Origin of the sequence: Mesorhizobium sp. M0048 (assembly GCF_040323405.1) — a bacterium.
Lineage (GTDB): Bacteria > Pseudomonadota > Alphaproteobacteria > Rhizobiales > Rhizobiaceae > Mesorhizobium.
Genome location: NZ_JAMYUV010000019.1, coordinates 31,939 through 47,820, shown reverse-complemented (window position 1 = coordinate 47,820; position 15,882 = coordinate 31,939). Strand labels below are relative to the sequence as shown.

The following is a 15,882-nucleotide window of genomic DNA, read 5'->3' as shown; positions in this document are numbered from 1 at the left end:
CGGCGTGTTCGAGACGGCGGGTCTTGTAGGAAGCGGTTCCGCGTTACGCCTCCGGCTTACGCATGCGGTAGCCCATGCCGCGAACGGTTTCGATCATGTCGATGCCCATCTTCTTGCGAAGCCGCCCGACAAAGACCTCGATCGTGTTGGAATCGCGGTCGAAATCCTGGTCGTAGAGATGCTCGACCAGTTCGGTCCGGGACACCACCTCGCCCATATGGTGCATGAGGTAAGCAAGCAAGCGGAATTCGTGCGAGGTCAGCTTCAGCGGTACGCCGTCGACGTCGGCTTTGGAGGCCTTGGTGTCGAGACGCAGCGGCCCGCAGGTCAGCTCGGACGAGGCATGCCCGGCAGCGCGCCGGATCAGAGCGCGCACCCTGGCCAGAATTTCCTCGATGTGGAAGGGTTTGGTGACGTAGTCGTCGGCGCCGGCGTCGATGCCGGCAACCTTGTCGCTCCAGCGGTCGCGTGCCGTCAGGATCAGCACCGGCATCTTGCGGCCGCCGCGCCGCCAGCGCTCGACCACGCTGATGCCGTCCATCTGCGGCAGGCCGATATCGAGCACCACGGCATCATAGGGCTCGGTGTCGCCGAGAAAGTGCCCTTCCTCGCCATCGAAAGCGCGGTCGACGACATAGCCGGCATCGACCAGCGCGTCGCCGATCTGCCGGTTGAGATCCTTGTCATCTTCGACGACGAGTACGCGCATGCAGAAGGCCTGTTGAAGCTGTTCAGATATAGGCCGATTCCGGCAGACTGGGAAACGGCACGGTTCAGTTCAGCGGAACGACGATCTCCGAGCGACGGGGACGCTGCCCGTCCTTGCCCGGAACGAGCACGACGATGACGCAGACCGGCTGGCCGCCGCGTGTCGACTGCGAGGCCTTGGCCAAAGTGCCGCCATTCTGCTCCGCCACCTGCTGGCCGATCGCGTAGCAGTCGGACGCGGCGAGGAGGACCGACTGGGGCTGCTCGAGGGTGCCAGCGGGGATCGCCATCGCTTGCGACGCAAGCAGGCCGGCGGCTGAGAGCGCTAGTGCCGCGGTCCGGAAGTGGGAGCGAAGGGTTTTCATGGCCAGCGTTCTAACGCGCCGGTGCTGAACGTGATATGAACGGTGAACGCTCGAATGCATGCCCGCCACACCCCTGAAGCGCGAGATTACCGGACTGCCATTTCGCCGCCCATCCCGCGAAATCGCCAAAGTTTAACCTAGCCCTCCGATCCTCCGCCGACAACCGCGCATCGTTTGGCGGTGAAAAGGCAATCGCTTTAGGTTTGCCCCAACTCGAGAATTGATCCGGCAACCGAAGGCAGATTCAGCCGAACCGACCGGAAATAAAAAAACCCGCTCTGCGACGGGTCATTGGCGCCAATCAGCACCATAGCCAAATTAATAGCATAGCTGCCGGCACAAAGCAAGAACAAAATAGCCCGATTTTACGGAAAGTGCCCGACGGTCAGCCGTCTTCCTCGATCACCGCGCGGAAGCGCAGCAGCCCATGATGGGCCGAAAGGTCCTCGTCGTAGCGGGCTTCGGCGAATTCGGGCTTGAGATGGGCGCGACGATGTTCGCCAAGCGAGAGCGCCGCATCTCGCAGGCGGGCGCTGAGCAGGTCCATGATGTCGGTGGTTTCCTTGCTGGCCTCGGACTTTGACCAGATATGCAGCGTCAGCAACTGCTCGGCGTTGTTCTCCGTCCCCGTTGCCCAGTCGTAGACGCTGGTGCGGCCGACGGTCATGTGGGGAAATGCAACATTTTCCGGCGCACGGTCGAACAATCGTGCGTCGCCCAGTGCCGCCGACAAATCGGGATCGTCGTTCACTGCCTCGAATATGGCTTTCTGCAATTCGAGGGCCGGCGCGGTCATTGTCTTTGCCCTCGCCCGTCGCGTCGACCTCCCGGCTGCGTAGCTGCGTTGCATGACGGCATCCCGGCAAAAGCGCGAATCAGCGCGTCTCATACGGATTATGAACCTTCATGACCTCGGGAATAAGCCCTGCTCCTGGAATGCGCGACGCCGCAGCCCTCCGCGTCACGGACCCGTGACCGGCTGAACGGTCGCGACGTCAAGCGGCGAGCGAAGGCGAACCGGAAGCCCTGAGAAAGCGTCTTGTGGACGGATCGCGACGGATCTAGCGAAAATCAGCCGCAGTCAGCACATATATGCTCCTGCGGGTGCGGGCATAGGCATTCCTGGCGACATCGTGGATCGAGTTGGAAGCCGTGTCGAAGGCTGCCAGGTAGGTAGCTTCTGAGGCCGCCGTTCCCGGCTGCATCTTGGAGATGGCATCGGTTGCGACAGAGAAGGAAATCTGGAACATGCCGTCATGGCCGACGAAGCGAATGCGTTTGCTTGCCTCGTCGTAGCTGCGGCTGGGATTGGGAAATGTCAGGCTCATGATTTTGCCTCCGTCGATGCGGATACGGCCTTCTTGACTGTCCGCGACGCCCGCTTCTTCTTTGGTGCGACCGGATTCAGAGCTTCCGCCGCGCGGTCCGCCTCTTCCTTGGCCAGTCGCAATTCCCTCAGCCTTGCCGTTTTGATGACCCTGGCCTTGGCCTCCGAGACGTATTCGGCAGTTGCTTTGTTCCGCTCCGCCGTTTTCTTCTGATTTTCCATGAAGCGAGCCTGAGCTTTTTCCATGATGTTCTGATTGCCTTCGGCCATCGGTAAAATCTCCCTTGCAGCGAAAGTCGTGAATGTGAACTTCACCGTAAAATAGGTGTTCAAAGACAGAAATTCAATTTCAATAATATTCGGCAAGGCCCGAACACCGGGGGATGGCCAGGCAAGATAATAAATTCAATATTTGATGTGCCCTATGAATATTTTTTGGCACTCCTATCAATCGAGTGCCAAGGCGCCTATAGAGAGGGGCGGCCGCCTAAGCTGGCCCCAGAAAGAGTCCCCATGAAATTCCGGCCACTTCACGATCGCGTCGTCATTCGGCGCGCCGAAAGCGACACCAAATCCAAGGGCGGCATCATCATCCCCGACAATGCCAGGGAAAAACCGCAGGAAGGCGAAGTGATCGCCGTGGGGCCGGGCGCGCGGGACGAAGGCGGCGCGCTGATCCCGCTCGACGTCAAGACCGGCGACCTCATCCTGTTCGGCAAATGGTCCGGCACCGAGGTCAAGATAGACGGCGAGGACCTTCTGATCATGAAGGAAGCCGACATCATGGGCATCGTCGACAAAAGCGAGATGGGCACCGTCGACAAGACCGTGGCTGCCAAGAAGGCCGCCTGATTGGAAGGCCGCGCGCCCTCCCGGACGCGCAAGGACGCTCCGAGCTTTGATTCAGGCGCTGCAAGCGCCGTGCCACGACAACCGAACTGGAAAAAATCATGTCTGCCAAGGAAATCAAATTCTCCACCGACGCGCGTGACCGCATGCTGCGCGGCGTCGAAATTCTCAACAACGCCGTCAAGGTGACGCTCGGCCCCAAGGGCCGCAACGTTATCATCGATAAGGCCTACGGCGCGCCGCGCATCACCAAGGACGGGGTGACGGTGGCCAAGGAAATCGAGCTTTCCGACAAGTTCGAAAACATGGGCGCACAGATGGTGCGCGAAGTGGCCTCGAAAACCAACGACCTCGCCGGCGACGGCACCACCACCGCCACGGTGCTTGCCGCTTCCATCCTGCGCGAGGGCGCCAAATTCGTTGCCGCCGGCATGAACCCGATGGACCTCAAGCGCGGCATCGACTTTGCCGTCAGCGCCGTCGTCCAGGAAATCCAGGCGCGCGCCAAGAAGGTCAAGTCCTCAGGCGAGATCGCGCAGGTCGGCACCATTGCCGCCAATGGCGACACCAGCGTCGGTGCCATGATCGCCAAGGCGATGGACAAGGTCGGCAATGACGGCGTCATCACTGTCGAGGAGGCCAAGACCGCCGAAACCGAACTCGACGTCGTCGAAGGCATGCAGTTCGACCGCGGCTATCTTTCGCCCTATTTCGTCACCAATGCCGAAAAGATGCGCGCCGAGCTGGAAGACCCTTACGTCCTCATCCACGAAAAGAAGCTCGGCAATCTGCAGGCGCTGTTGCCCATCCTCGAAGCCGTGGTGCAAAGCGGCAGGCCGCTGTTGATCATCTCCGAGGACGTCGAGGGCGAAGCGCTAGCGACGCTGGTCGTCAACAAGCTGCGCGGCGGCCTCAAGGTCGCGGCCGTCAAGGCGCCTGGCTTCGGTGACCGCCGCAAGGCCATGCTGGAAGACATCGCCGTGCTCACCGCCGGACAGATGATTTCCGAGGATCTCGGCATCAAGCTGGAGAACATCACCATAGACATGCTCGGCCGCGCCAAGCGCGTGCTGATCGAGAAGGACACCACCACGATCATCGACGGCGCCGGCGAGAAGACCACCATCCAGGCGCGCGTCCAGCAGATCAAGGGGCAGATCGAGGAAACCACGTCCGACTATGACAAGGAGAAGCTGCAGGAACGTCTCGCCAAGCTGGCGGGCGGCGTTGCCGTCATCCGCGTCGGCGGCGCCACCGAATCCGAGGTCAAGGAAAAGAAGGACCGCATCGACGATGCGCTGAACGCCACGCGCGCGGCCGTTGAAGAAGGCATCGTTCCGGGCGGCGGTGTCGCGTTGCTGCGCGCCAAGGCTGTGCTGAACGGGATGACCGGAGCCAATGCCGATGTGACAGCGGGCATTGCGATCGTGTCGAGAGCGCTCGAAGCGCCGATCCGGCAGATCGCCGAGAATTCCGGCGTCGAAGGTTCGATCGTCGTCGGCAAGCTCGCCGACAGCAAGGATCACAATCAGGGCTTCGATGCCCAGAACGAGGTCTATGTCGACATGATCAAGGCCGGCATCGTCGACCCGGCGAAGGTGGTACGGACGGCGCTGCAGGACGCGGGCTCCATTGCGGCGCTTCTGATCACGGCGGAAGCCATGATCACCGACGTTCCGGCGAAGGAAGCCGCTGCTTCGCCCGGCGGCATGGGCTATTGACCAGCCACTGCCGGAAACAAGCCTGAAAGACAGCCGCCGGGGTATCTTCCCCGGCGCGCACCATCGGCAAGGAGATCGATCAATGATCGCACTCGTCCCGAAGCCAAATGCAGCGGCGAAAATCGAAGTGGCCGAGGAAAGCCGCTTCGATCGCGTTCGCAGGCTTGCCGACAAGCACAGGAAAGCCAACGCCGGCACGTTAGGCCGCGACCCGAAAAAGATCGCGGACAAGCGTCCCATGTGACGCTGCCAATCCTCGGCACCCACGCAAGCGCGGAACCTTCATCGCCCTTGTAGGCAGCACCAAAATGGACGAATAGTCTTGAAAGGCGCGCCGCCGTGAAATTGCCGGCATGCGGTTTCTCAGTTGGCGGCGTCGCCGCAGCCGGATCCTGGAATGGCCAGTCCTTTGGAACCACGCAAGAGAAGAGGTCCGATCGCCGCAAGGCTGCTGGCGGTGGATGCGTGGATCGATTCCTCTGTCTACGAATTCGGCTTCAGGGCGCGCCAGTTCTGGGAAGCGGCCACCATCTTCTCGCGGCGTTTCCGCGTCGGCGGCTGGCGCCGCGGCCTGATCGAACTGTTGAGTGAAGGCTTTACGCTCGGTGCCGGCGGCATCGTCGTCCTTTTGGCGCTGGCCTTGCCGGCCTTCCAGATAACCGCCGGCGACTGGCGCACGCAAGGCGACTTCGCCGTCACCTTCCTCGACCGCTACGGCAACGAGATCGGCCAGCGCGGCATCATCCAGCGCGATTCGGTGCCGGTCGACGAGATGCCCGACCATGTCATCAAGGCGGTGCTGGCCACCGAGGACCGCCGTTTCTTCGACCATTACGGCATCGATGTGCTCGGCCTGTCGCGGGCGATATTCGAGAATGTGCGGGCCAATTCCGTCGTCCAGGGCGGCTCGAGCATCACCCAGCAGCTGGCCAAGAACCTGTTCCTGACCAATGAACGGACCTTCGAGCGCAAGATCAAGGAAGCCTTCCTGTCGCTGTGGCTCGAAGCCAATCTGTCGAAGAAGGAAATCCTGCAGCTTTACCTCGACCGCGCCTATATGGGCGGCGGCACTTTCGGCATCGAGGCGGCAGCGGATTTCTATTTCGGCAAGAGCGTCAAGGACCTGAACCTTGCCGAGGCGGCGATGCTGGCCGGCTTGTTCAAGGCGCCGACCAAATACGCGCCGCACATAAACCTGCCCGCCGCCCGGGCGCGGGCCAATGTGGTACTGTCCAATCTGGTCGATTCCGGCTTCATGACCGAAGGCCAGGTGCTGCAGGCAAGATTACACCCGGCCGAAATCGTCGACCGCGGCGAGCAGAAGAGCCCCGATTATTACCTCGACTGGGCCTTCGACGAGGTCAAGAAGATCGCCGCCAAAGGCGGCCCGCACTCGCTTGTCGCCCACACCACCTTCGACGCCAACATCCAGAAGGCGGCCGAAGAATCGATGGAGTTCCACCTCCGCCAGTTCGGCAAGGAATACAACGTCACCGAGGGCGCCATCGTCGTCATCGAGACCAACGGCGCCGTCCGGGCGATCGTCGGCGGCCGCGACTACGGCGCCAGCCAGTTCAACCGCGCCACCAAGGCACTTCGCCAGACCGGCTCCTCGTTCAAGCCCTATGTCTATGCCACGGCGATGGAGCATGGCTTCACGCCGGATTCGGTGGTGTCCGGCGGACCCATCTCCTGGGGCAGCTGGTCGCCCCACAATTACAATGGCGGGTCGGCCGGCAAGGTGACGCTGATCACGGCGATGGCCAAATCGATCAACACCGTGCCGGTGCGGCTGGCCAAGGATTATCTCGGCATCAAGCCGATCAAGGCGATGGCCGAGGCGATGGGCGTCGAGTCGCCGCTGGAATCGCACAAGACCATGGTGCTCGGCACGTCGGGCATGACTGTGATGGACCAGGCGACGGGCTACAGCGTGTTCGCCCAGAACGGCTTTGCCGGAACCCGGCACGGCATAAGCCAACTCTTCAACCGTACCGGCGAGGTGGTCTACGACTTCGCCAAGGACGCGCCGCCGCCGCACCGGGTGCTGTCGGAGCAGGCGCTCAAATACATGAACACCATGCTGGCGGCGGTGCCGGTGATCGGCACGGCCCGGCGCGCGGCCCTTCCAAACATCGTCGTCGCCGGCAAGACCGGCACGACCCAATCCTACCGCGATGCCTGGTTCGTCGGCTTTACCGGCAACTACACAGCCGCCGTCTGGCTCGGCAACGATGACTTCACCGCGACCAACAAGATGACCGGCGGCACGCTGCCGGCAATGGTGTGGCAGCGGCTGATGCTCTATGCGCACCAGAACATAGACCTGAAACCGATCCCCGGTATCGATCACCCCTTCGTCGATGCCGAAATCGCCGCCAAGGCCGAGGAAGCGGAAAAGAAGAACGCCGAACAGGCAGCAGCCGATGCCGCCGCCGAGCGTCCGCCGGTGCTGTCCAGCCGGACCACCCGGACCCTGAAAGAACTGACCAGGCTTTTCCAGGCGGCACCCGTGCTCAACGCGCCCGCTGCACCGGAGACCCTGTCGGCGCTGTGGCGGCCAATTCCGCGGGGCCGCTTGCCATAAGCCCCTGCGCCGAGATATCCCCGGGCGGCAATCTTTCTGTCCCCGGCCTTCGGTTCTCCCGGCTCCTCATGCTCAAGAACGCCTTCCTGACGCTGCTTTCGCTTGCCATCGCCATCGGTGGCGGTGGCGCCAGCGTCTGGTACGCGCTGAAGCTGCAGGATGGCGTCGGCGCCATCAGGATCGGCCAATGGACCGCCTTGCCGGATATCGGCACGCCGACGGCGGATCCCTATTCCAAGGCCCGCGTGGCTCGCGAAGGCGTGCTGGCGCTCGGACAGGCGGAAGGACTGTCCTTCATAGCCGAACGCGATTCCGGCGGCGAACAGCTCAAGCGGCAATGCGCCTACAAGATTGCGGGCGGTTTTCCCACCGCCCGGTTCTGGACGCTTTATGCCGCCGACCAGTCGCTTGGGGTGGTCGAGACCGGCACGCCGAGGCCGGCTGCGCTGCAGTCCTATCAAGTGCTGCGCCAGGCCGACAATTCGGTGGTCATTTCCGTCGGCAACCGCCCTGCGCCCGGCAACTGGCTGCTGACCAGCGGCGCCGGCAAGATGTATTTGGTGCTCACGTTCTACGACACACCGATCGCCAGCAGCACCGGTCTGTCGGACGTCACGCTGCCGCAGATCCAGAAGGTCGGCTGCAATGCGTAGCCTGCTGCATGCCGTGCTGCTCGGCCTGCTCGGCGCCGGCATCGTGCACATCGTCGTGCTGCTGCTCGTCCCCGAGTTCTCCGAACGCGACGCCTGGTCGCGATTGGCCATGGCTTCGGATCTCTACAAGATGACCAGGCTCGACGCGGAAGCCGGCGGCGCGCCGGTGGTGAAATCGGTCGATCCGCTGTTTTATGCGGCGGCTTGCCGCTTCGACCTTGCCGAGGGGATGGTGCGGGTCAAGGCGCCGGGAAAGGTGCCGTTCTGGTCGATATCGGTCTATGACCGCGGCGGCCACAACATCTACTCGTTCAACGACCACAGCGCGACCGCAGGCGTGCTCGACACCGTTGTGCTGACGCCGGCCCAGATGATCGAGGTCCGCAAGGATCTTCCCGAGGAACTGCAAGGGGCCATCTTCGTCGAGGCGCCGATAGAGGAAGGCGTATTCGTCATCCGTTCGTTCGTGCCCGACGACAGCTGGAAGCCGATCGTCTCGCGGTTTCTCGAACAGAGTTCCTGCGAACTGCAGGATTTTTAGGCCGGTTCCGATGCTCAGTGATGCGGTACGGGCAATGTTCCCGAAGGTCCCGGCTTGTCGGGGCCGGTCGGCCGCGTTTCGCCCGTCAGCGGCCGCTGCTCGTAGCGCACCCCGGGAAAGATGATCACTGCCGCCGGCGCGGCTTGTTGTGCTCGATTGGTTGCCGCCGTTCGCGGCACGAAATACAGTACCATGCCCATGGTTCGCGTATTCCTCTCGGTTGCCCCGGAGCACAACGCAACGCCTCCATAGTCGATTAAGAAGGCAGTAGGTTAACGGAGCGCTAACGGATCGCCGCTAAATTGATCTTTGTTCTTGGGAAACGCGAAACCGGTACAGCCCGGCAGAGCGCCCTCCAGATCGTGTCGAGTGTCGGGCGTATCCTTCGTGTCAGCTTCGGATTTCAGGCAAATCGCAGCAGGAGCTGAATCGGGAAAGGCCGAAAGGCTGTTTCGCGCCGCGGTATCGGCATTCTGTTCGCTCACCCGCCCTTCGCGCCGGGAGATCGCGCAGCTCGAAGACCTGACGCTGCCGCTTTTCGAGAATGTCTCGGTCGAATCGCGCCGCTACGTCGCAGCGGCCCTTTCCGAATGCGAATATGCACCCGCCGCGCTGGTGCGGCGGCTTTGCCAGGAGCGGGTCGACATCGCCGCTCCGCTACTCATCCGCTCGCGTGCCCTCAGCGACATCGACCTGATCGCGCTGATCGGGCGTCACGGCCTGCCGCATGCCCGTGCCATTGCCCGCCGCAAGGATCTCAACCAAACCATCGCCGATCTCATCAAAGTGCTTGAAAGGCCGACGCTGGTGCGGTCGCAGCAGCAGCCGGAAGCAACTGCCATTGCCCCGTCCGAAAACGCGGAAATGGTCGCGAGCGACGCAAACAGACAAGAGGCGGCCGACGCCGCCGAAACCGTACGCCGCCGGTTGCGATCCATGATGCGCTCCGAGCGCGGCACCGCCATCAGACCGTTCGTCGAGCCACAAACCTACGTCAAGCTGCGCGAAACCGCGCTGACCGGCAATGCGGCATTCTTTCAGACAGCGCTCGCCGATGCGCTCGAAGTCGATTTTTCAACGGCGCGGACGCTCACCGCGAGCCAAAATTACACACCGCTACTTTTCGCCTTGCGCGCGCTCGACCTCAGCGAAGACAAGGCGTTCCTGATCACGGCTGCCATCTATCCGACCGAGTTTCCGCACCCGCAGGCGATCCGCATCTTCCTCGACCGCTACCGCCTGCTGCACCGCGACGCTGCGTTGGACAGGCTCCGCGGCTGGAAGGCCGACACCGTGTCGAAAATCGTTCGCAAGCCCGGGCGCGTCGCGGCAAATGCCGACCTGCGCAAGCCGAACAGCGCCGATGTAACCGCCACCCCAAAGGCGCTTCGCATCTGAAGGCTTGCCGTTACGACGCCTTGACCGAGATAAGCTCCTCGACGGGAACGACGCCCGCCTCGATCTCGATCACCCAAATATCCGGATCGAATTTCTTCTCGCGCTCCAGCTGCGCGTCGAAAATGGCGGCATCGTCGCCTTCGCCAAGCAGACTGAAAAAACGGTCGTCCGGCCTGGCCGAATCGTAGCTCGTCTGCGGCGCCGGCCCGAACAGCGCCATCTCTCCTAGCCGGCCACGCGCCAACACGAAAACTGCGCCGGCTTCCGTGGCGCCGCGCTTGACCACGGCGGCAAAGCCGCCGGCGCTAAAAACCCGGCGCAACAGGGCCGACACCCACAGATCGGTGGTTACCCGCATGGCGGGACCCTGTACGATTTCGGGTTTGTGGTGTCGAGATTTTCACTTATTCGCGAGCAACGGTTGGCCATCAAAGCAAGTCCCGGAATGCGACGATTTACCAACAAAGTCTAACAAAACTTGTTGGCCTCTGTGAAAAATGCTATAGTGCCCGGTATGAAAGCCCAGCCCATGCGCACTCTTACTGTGTCGCTTACCCCCAAGCAGGCCGCCCGTCTACAAGACGCCGTGAACAGCGGAGACTATGCTTCCAACAGTGAAATCGTCAGGGAAGCACTACGTCTATGGGAGCAGCGCGAGGAATTCCGCACTCTTGAACTGGAACGCCTCAAAAGGGCCTATGACGAAGGGATGGCAAGTGGCGAAGGTCAACACGTAAATCGTACGGCTTTCTTACGCGCTCTGAAGGCCGAACGCGCAGTCCGTGGCTGAATACCGGCTCACCCCGCGAGCTTCTCAGGATTTGCGAGATATTTGGCATCACATTGCCGTCGATAACGAGAAGGCGGCTGACAAGCTGATCGGACGCATTTTCGACAGGCTGGAATTGGCTTGCGAGCACGCCAAAATGGGCGCAGCTCGACCGGAATTGAGCGCCACCGCCCGCATTCTGGTCGAGGGGCGCTACATCGTGATTTACGAGCCCATGCCCTACGGCGTGTTAGCCGTGGCGATAGTCCATGGAATGCGTGACCCGGAGCAATGGCTTAAATAGGCCGGGAGACTAGGTTTCGGCCCTCAGTTGGTCAGGCCGATCTCGCGCATCTTGACGTAGACGATCTCGTCTGGCTCGCCGGTCTCCGGCAAGCCGAACAGCGCCTGGAATTCCTTGATCGCGGCCTTGGTGCGCGCGCCTACGACGCCATCCAATTGCATGTCCTCATTGCCGAACGCTTTCAGTCCGGCCTGGATCTTGACGATGCGGGGATCAGGCGTTTGCGCTGCTGCATTTGCCGGTGCGGATACCGGAATGGCGGCCGGAGCAGCGGCCGTTTCGACCGGCCGCGGCACGGGATGCGGAACCACGGCCGCGGTCTTTGGCGTGGCGCCCAGTTGATCCAGCAGGACGCCGTCGATCTCGCCGGAGGCATTCAATCCGACTTTCTGCTGATAGGCTTGGATGGCCTTGCGCGTATTCGGTCCGGGAATACCGTCGATGGTGCCGGAATAGAAATCGAGATCCTTCAAGATGCCCTGGACCTGCTCGACGACCGGGTCGCTCTTGATCGGCGCAGCGGCCGGACGCACGATATTGATGGTGGTTTCGGGCTCATCGCTATCCGCCCGCGGAAAGCGTTCGATGCTTCTGGTAGCGAAAAACGCTCCGGCATGCGGAAAGGGCTGGTACCAAAGCGCGTTCGCCGAGACGTAGAACAGCGTCACCAGGAACGCGGTGGAGCCGCCGACTACAACAGGATTGCGCGAGATCAGGCTGCCCAGCGCCATCGCTCCGTGCTCGAAGGCATTGCCGCGGCGTTTGACCGCCTTAGGCTGTTTTGCGGAGCGACCCATTGCTCTCCCCTTTGCCACCGTCCGCCTTGGCTTTGACCGCGGACATCGGCACCACGCCGGTCTTCTCCGCCGAGCGGCCCGTCGGGCCGCTCACGGGAAGGCTGATCGTCACCGTGGTGCCCTCGCCCGGCATGCTTTCGATCGACATTGTGCCCTCGTGCAGCGCCACCAGCCCCTTCACCAGCGAAAGCCCGAGCCCTGTGCCTTCGAAACGGCGGGTATAGTCGTTCTGGATCTGCATGAACGGCTTGCCGAGATTGGCGAAATCTTCCTCGGCGATGCCGATGCCGGTGTCCCGGACCCAGAAATGCAGCCGCGAGCCGATGCGCTTGGCGCCGATGACGACATTGCCGCCTTCAGGCGTGAACTTGATCGCGTTAGAGACGAGATTGATCAGGATCTGCTGCACGGCGCGACGGTCGGCATTTATTTCGCCTGCGTCCGGCGCGATCTGGGCCTGCAGATCGATGGCCTTTGCCTCGGCTTGCAGGCGCATCATCGACTGGCACATCTCGACCGCTTCGCGGAAGCGGAACGGTTCCGGTTCGGTCGCGTAGGCGCCCGATTCGATCCGCGATACGTCGAGTATCGAGGTGACGACGGCAAGCAAGTGCTGGCCCGAATCCCTGACCAAGCCGACATATTCCTTCTGGCGCGGATCCTTGAAGCTGCCGAACATCTCGTGCAGCAGCATGTCGGAAAAGCCAATGATGGCATTGAGCGGGGTGCGCAACTCATGGCTGACGACGGCAAGGAAGCGTCCTTTCGCCACCTCGGCCGAAGCAGCCGCCTCGTTGGCAGCGGCAAGCTCCTGGCGCAGTCCGGCCACTTCATCGTTTTCGCGCAGAAGAAGCGTGAAGACAGTCCCCTGCCCAGGCGCGCGCATCATCTCGAGCGAGAACGGCCGGTAATTGTCGGCTGTCACGCCGCTGCTCTGCGGCAGCCGGACGCGAAGGTCGAGCCGGCGCGACACGGCGCCATCGCGCATATCGGCCAGCGCACTGAGATATGGGACGCGGTCGGACAGATGGATGCGATCGAAAAGTCCGGTGCCGAAAAGCAGCTCCGGTGGCAGCCTCAGCATCGTGCGTGCCTTAGCCGAGGCGTCCAGAACCTCGCCATGGGCAGCGATTCGCAGCACGACGGCGTCGATCAGGTCTTCGAGCCGGTGGCTGCCGGCCGGATCGAGCTGAGCGCTGGCGGTGGCACGAAGTGAAGCGACACGCGGAATGAGCGTGAGCGCCCAGGCCAACGGCACCAGCCAGTGCCATGCGGCGATTTCGGTCTGGCCGAGCGGCAAGACGGAACCGGCTAAAGGCTGCAGCAAGACTGCGACAAGGGCCGAGATGGCGCCCCAGATCACGGCACGCCGCGACTGGCCGATCCACCAGGCTTCAAACGGCAGCGCCACCGCGAGCAAGGCAACCGGCGAGGCCACACCGCCGGCGGCAGCGATAAGGGCACCCAGGGCAACACTGCCGACGACCAAGGCTAGTTGGCCGGCCAGGGTCATCTTGCCCGATGCAGCCACCAGCAGGGTGGCGAACCAGCAAAGGCCGAACGCCGCAAAGATCGCAGCCACAGTCACGGCCGCGCCCATGCCCGACGTGACCAGCGTCACCGCTGCACCCGCGCTGAAGAAGGGAGCCGCCAGCATGACGCCAATGAACCGGCTCTCACGGCGGCGGTCGTCCTGGCCGAGGACGGACGGATGAACCATCCGTTCGCAACCGGCGGCTATCGCGCCTGGCAACTCGGCGTATCTGGCCTTGATCGCACTCAACTCAACGCACCCGGTCGTGAACGGCCCTGCTTGGCAGGCGGCTTTTGTCGATCCGAAACTCGCATCCAGCGTTTAAGGAATGGATAAGGCTGGGCCGATCGTCCCCCGGCAGGCAGCAAATATCGGGATCCCGGTGGGGAAAAACGGGGCCACTTGCCGCCATAGTAAACGGAGCGTTATCCGGACCACCCGCGCCTAAGCTTGCGGCCAATCGCACCAAACTGTCACCAATGCAAAAAATAACGAGGAGAAACAACAGGTTGGATGGTTACCATTTGCTGAATGAAATATGACCCATTCGAGGCAAATGAACTTCAAAGCGCTTCGTTTCGAATCTGCCTAAAATTTGAGGAAAACTGTTGCTTTCGGGACAAGCCGTCCTTTGCGCCTCCGTGCCAGTATCGCGGTACAAGGGTCGTGTGGTTCGGAGGCATGACCGTCATAAAGGACAGACAGATGGGCTTTCTGATAAGAGCTGCTTTCTGGTTTTCCCTGGTGCTTCTGGCGCTGCCGCTGGGTGTCGGCGCCGATGATGCGGGCCGCGAAAGCGTCGGGCCGCTCCAGGCGCTGTTTGCGGCACGCGAAGCCGTCGGCGACATCGCCGGCATCTGCGAGCGCAAGCCGGACGTGTGCGAGACCGGTAAATCGGCAATGCACACCATCACCGCCCGGGCCAGGGAAACCGCCAAGATCGCGGCCGCCATGCTGGACGACAAGACCCCTGAACCAGATGCGGTGACGACCACCGGCAGCCTGCCCGAGGAAATCGTCTTGCCCGCGAAAGTCGATCTGCCGGCGAAACTGCACTTGCCGGCGAAGAACTGAGACGGTTTCGGCCGAATTCGTCGCCAGACCGCAAGGCTCCCCACGCTCGGCGCCTGCGGCGTTTCTCCTCTTTTTCCGTGACGTGGCAGCGCCGGATGACTATATCCGGGGTGATGACTACGACGATCCAGACCATCCGCGACGACTTTTCCCTGCTCGACGAGTGGGAAGACCGCTATCGCTATGTGATTGAACTGGGTGAAGCGCTGCCGCCGTTTCCCGACGAGCAACGCATACCGGCCAACAAGGTGCCCGGCTGCGTCAGCCAGGTCTGGTTGACCACCGAACAGGGCGGTGGTCCCGACCCCGTTATCACCTTCAAGGGCGATTCCGACGCCCATATCGTGCGCGGTCTGGTCGCCATCATGCTGGCGCTGTTTTCGGGACGGCCGGCCAGCGAAATACAGAGGACCGACGCGGAGGCCACATTGAAGGCGCTCGGACTTGACGAGCACCTGTCGCCGCAGCGCGCCAATGGTCTTCGCTCGATGGTCAAGCGCATCAAGCGTGACGCCGAAGCAGCGTTGAAGCAGACCGCCTGACCGGACGGCAGTTGCCGGCAGCATGGCGGGTTCGACCTTTGACCCCATAATACAAAACGGCGCCCGCAGGCGCCGTTTGAGTGTCAAACCGGAAGAGCCGGTTATCAGCGTCCCTTGCGCTTGCGGCCGAGACCCATCTTCTTGGCGAGCTGCGAACGGGCGGCCGCATAATTGGGCGCAACCATCGGATAGCTCGGGTCCAGGTTCCACTTTTCGCGATACTGGTCGGGCGTGAGATCATAGTGGGTCATCAAGTGACGCTTGAGCGACTTGAACTTCTTGCCGTCTTCGAGACAGATGATGTAGTCGTCATGCACCGAACGCTTCGGATTTACCGCCGGCTTCTGCTTGTCGGCAGGCGGCTGCTCGGCGGCCCCGCCGACGCGCCCCAAAGCGGCATGGACATCGGCAATGAGGTTCGGCAATTCGCCGACCGGCACGGGATTGTTACTGACATAGGCGGCCACCACGTCGGCGGTGAGCTCGATCAGCGCGTCACTGTTTCTGGAAGGTGTTTCGGTAATATCCATGGCGTTCAGGCCCCAACGAGAATTGTTTCTGTTTGCGCCCGTTTCGATAGTTGGGCATCGCGCGAACTTGTGCAGGAAAAAGCCTCCGCGATTCGCGTCGCGGCACCTTAATGGGCGTTGGCGTCAAGTAAGTCAATTCGCTTCTTGCGCTCTATTCAGCGATGCAAGTCAAATCTTTCATAT

Annotated in this window: 21 protein-coding genes; 11 read left to right on the top strand and 10 right to left on the bottom strand. The window is 62.1% G+C overall.

Annotation, left to right across the window (positions count from 1 at the left end; genetic code table 11):
- Positions 1–43: 43 nt before the first annotated feature.
- The 5 genes from NKJ84_RS17675 to NKJ84_RS17655 all read right to left on the bottom strand — a co-directional run bounded on the left by NKJ84_RS17675 (position 44) and on the right by NKJ84_RS17655 (position 2,670).
- Entirely contained in the window at positions 44–709 is a 666-nt protein-coding gene (locus tag NKJ84_RS17675) for a response regulator transcription factor (RefSeq protein WP_023718390.1), read from the bottom strand.
- Between the two features lie 64 nt (positions 710–773).
- Complete coding sequence (locus NKJ84_RS17670; RefSeq protein ID WP_352507488.1) at positions 774–1,073, bottom strand: hypothetical protein; 300 nt, start codon at positions 1,071–1,073, stop codon at positions 774–776.
- 385 nt (positions 1,074–1,458) lie between these two features.
- The gene (locus tag NKJ84_RS17665; RefSeq protein WP_352507487.1) at positions 1,459–1,869 is read right to left on the bottom strand and encodes a DUF3168 domain-containing protein; all 411 of its coding nucleotides are present in this window, start codon (positions 1,867–1,869) and stop codon (positions 1,459–1,461) included.
- Positions 1,870–2,134: 265 nt separating this feature from the next.
- Positions 2,135–2,401 carry a DUF1488 family protein gene (locus NKJ84_RS17660; RefSeq protein ID WP_254819951.1) on the bottom strand — a complete coding sequence of 89 codons (267 nt, stop codon included), beginning with the start codon at positions 2,399–2,401 and terminating at the stop codon, positions 2,135–2,137.
- Positions 2,398–2,670, bottom strand: coding sequence for a hypothetical protein (locus NKJ84_RS17655; RefSeq protein ID WP_352507523.1), 273 nt, complete (start codon positions 2,668–2,670; stop codon positions 2,398–2,400). The genes NKJ84_RS17660 and NKJ84_RS17655 overlap by 4 nt, the downstream gene beginning before the upstream one ends.
- Before the next feature lie 243 nt (positions 2,671–2,913).
- On the opposite strand from NKJ84_RS17655, the gene NKJ84_RS17650 reads away from it, so the two are divergent.
- From NKJ84_RS17650 to NKJ84_RS17625, 6 genes are all read left to right on the top strand, one after another.
- Complete coding sequence (locus tag NKJ84_RS17650; protein WP_352507486.1) at positions 2,914–3,252, top strand: co-chaperone GroES; 339 nt, start codon at positions 2,914–2,916, stop codon at positions 3,250–3,252.
- A 98-nt stretch (positions 3,253–3,350) separates the two neighbouring features.
- Positions 3,351–4,970 carry a chaperonin GroEL gene (gene groL / locus NKJ84_RS17645; RefSeq protein WP_352507485.1) on the top strand — a complete coding sequence of 540 codons (1,620 nt, stop codon included), beginning with the start codon at positions 3,351–3,353 and terminating at the stop codon, positions 4,968–4,970.
- A gap of 82 nt (positions 4,971–5,052) precedes the next feature.
- Positions 5,053–5,214: a hypothetical protein gene (locus NKJ84_RS17640; RefSeq protein WP_352507484.1), complete on the top strand. Its 162-nt coding sequence runs from the start codon at positions 5,053–5,055 to the stop codon at positions 5,212–5,214.
- Between the two features lie 153 nt (positions 5,215–5,367).
- On the top strand, positions 5,368–7,557 hold the full coding sequence (locus tag NKJ84_RS17635; protein ID WP_352507483.1) for a transglycosylase domain-containing protein: 2,190 nt from the start codon (positions 5,368–5,370) through the stop codon (positions 7,555–7,557).
- A 68-nt stretch (positions 7,558–7,625) separates the two neighbouring features.
- Positions 7,626–8,210, top strand: a complete 585-nt coding sequence (locus NKJ84_RS17630) for a DUF1214 domain-containing protein (protein WP_352507482.1) — start codon at positions 7,626–7,628, stop codon at positions 8,208–8,210.
- Complete coding sequence (locus NKJ84_RS17625) at positions 8,203–8,751, top strand: DUF1254 domain-containing protein (protein WP_254819944.1); 549 nt, start codon at positions 8,203–8,205, stop codon at positions 8,749–8,751. Before NKJ84_RS17630 ends, NKJ84_RS17625 begins: the two co-directional genes overlap by 8 nt.
- 14 nt (positions 8,752–8,765) lie before the next feature.
- On the opposite strand, the gene NKJ84_RS17620 is transcribed toward NKJ84_RS17625, so the two are convergent.
- Positions 8,766–8,951 (bottom strand): hypothetical protein, encoded by a 186-nt coding sequence (locus tag NKJ84_RS17620; RefSeq protein WP_352507481.1) that lies wholly within the window; start codon positions 8,949–8,951, stop codon positions 8,766–8,768.
- Positions 8,952–9,138: 187 nt separating this feature from the next.
- On the opposite strand from NKJ84_RS17620, the gene NKJ84_RS17615 reads away from it, so the two are divergent.
- Entirely contained in the window at positions 9,139–10,149 is a 1,011-nt protein-coding gene (locus NKJ84_RS17615) for a hypothetical protein (RefSeq protein WP_352507480.1), read from the top strand.
- Between the two features lie 10 nt (positions 10,150–10,159).
- Here NKJ84_RS17615 and NKJ84_RS17610 read toward each other — a convergent pair whose 3' ends face one another.
- Complete coding sequence (locus NKJ84_RS17610) at positions 10,160–10,507, bottom strand: DUF1491 family protein (protein ID WP_254819941.1); 348 nt, start codon at positions 10,505–10,507, stop codon at positions 10,160–10,162.
- Positions 10,508–10,663: 156 nt separating this feature from the next.
- On the opposite strand from NKJ84_RS17610, the gene NKJ84_RS17605 reads away from it, so the two are divergent.
- Complete coding sequence (locus tag NKJ84_RS17605) at positions 10,664–10,939, top strand: type II toxin-antitoxin system ParD family antitoxin (RefSeq protein WP_502895544.1); 276 nt, start codon at positions 10,664–10,666, stop codon at positions 10,937–10,939.
- Positions 10,932–11,222, top strand: coding sequence for a type II toxin-antitoxin system RelE/ParE family toxin (locus NKJ84_RS17600; protein ID WP_254819939.1), 291 nt, complete (start codon positions 10,932–10,934; stop codon positions 11,220–11,222). Before NKJ84_RS17605 ends, NKJ84_RS17600 begins: the two co-directional genes overlap by 8 nt.
- A 23-nt stretch (positions 11,223–11,245) precedes the next feature.
- Here NKJ84_RS17600 and NKJ84_RS17595 read toward each other — a convergent pair whose 3' ends face one another.
- Together NKJ84_RS17595 and NKJ84_RS17590 are read right to left on the bottom strand one after the other, a co-directional pair.
- The gene (locus tag NKJ84_RS17595) at positions 11,246–12,019 is read right to left on the bottom strand and encodes a peptidoglycan-binding domain-containing protein (RefSeq protein ID WP_352507479.1); all 774 of its coding nucleotides are present in this window, start codon (positions 12,017–12,019) and stop codon (positions 11,246–11,248) included.
- Positions 11,994–13,739: an ATP-binding protein gene (locus NKJ84_RS17590; protein ID WP_352507522.1), complete on the bottom strand. Its 1,746-nt coding sequence runs from the start codon at positions 13,737–13,739 to the stop codon at positions 11,994–11,996. The genes NKJ84_RS17595 and NKJ84_RS17590 overlap by 26 nt, the downstream gene beginning before the upstream one ends.
- 519 nt (positions 13,740–14,258) lie before the next feature.
- Between NKJ84_RS17590 and NKJ84_RS17585 the strand changes: the two genes are divergently transcribed.
- Together NKJ84_RS17585 and NKJ84_RS17580 are read left to right on the top strand one after the other, a co-directional pair.
- On the top strand, positions 14,259–14,627 hold the full coding sequence (locus NKJ84_RS17585) for a DUF5330 domain-containing protein (protein ID WP_352507521.1): 369 nt from the start codon (positions 14,259–14,261) through the stop codon (positions 14,625–14,627).
- Between the two features lie 113 nt (positions 14,628–14,740).
- Positions 14,741–15,169 (top strand): SufE family protein, encoded by a 429-nt coding sequence (locus tag NKJ84_RS17580; protein WP_352479545.1) that lies wholly within the window; start codon positions 14,741–14,743, stop codon positions 15,167–15,169.
- Positions 15,170–15,273: 104 nt separating this feature from the next.
- Here NKJ84_RS17580 and NKJ84_RS17575 read toward each other — a convergent pair whose 3' ends face one another.
- Positions 15,274–15,699: a Ros/MucR family transcriptional regulator gene (locus NKJ84_RS17575; RefSeq protein WP_023677844.1), complete on the bottom strand. Its 426-nt coding sequence runs from the start codon at positions 15,697–15,699 to the stop codon at positions 15,274–15,276.
- Positions 15,700–15,882: the final 183 nt, after the last annotated feature.